This is a genomic window from Oleiphilus sp. HI0080, assembly GCF_001635135.1.
Genome location: NZ_LWFU01000784.1, coordinates 1 through 495, shown reverse-complemented (window position 1 = coordinate 495; position 495 = coordinate 1). Strand labels below are relative to the sequence as shown.

Here is a 495-nt window from a genome sequence, read left to right as displayed (position 1 = left end):
TAGGTGACGCTGCTTGAAACAAAAACCATAGAAGCGGAATACTCTTTGTCTCTCGCCGCTCTAAGATGCGGCAAGGCTATTTTCGACACCGCCAACGCACCAAAATAATTCGTTTCGAACACACGTCGCGCCATTGCGGGGTCTATGTCGTTGCTATCCATATATTCGCAGGTGCCCGCGTTAATAATGACGCTACTCACATGATCGACGGCATTGCTTAAGTGTTCCTCAGCTTGCACCAAAGATTTTGCGTCAGACACATCCATCGGCAGCACAGTACAAGGCGTGCCGAACTTCTCTATCTCAGCTTTGAGAGAGGCGAGTTTATCGGCTGAACGCGCACTAATAACGACGCCGTCCGATAGACTATTTTTCGCATAATGCAGGGCTAGTGCACGGCCGATTCCTGTGCTGGCACCAACGATCCACACATTGGATTGCTTGTTACTGTTTGTTTGCTTCTTCACCGTACTCACGCCACCCTTTTTTTCAAAG

General features: G+C 49.1%; 1 protein-coding gene. It reads right to left on the bottom strand.

Annotated elements, in window-relative coordinates:
• The coding region (locus tag A3751_RS16210; RefSeq protein ID WP_197466414.1) for an SDR family oxidoreductase at positions 1-467 on the bottom strand (467 nt) is incomplete at its 3' end.
• Between the last annotated feature and the right edge of the window lie 28 nt (positions 468-495).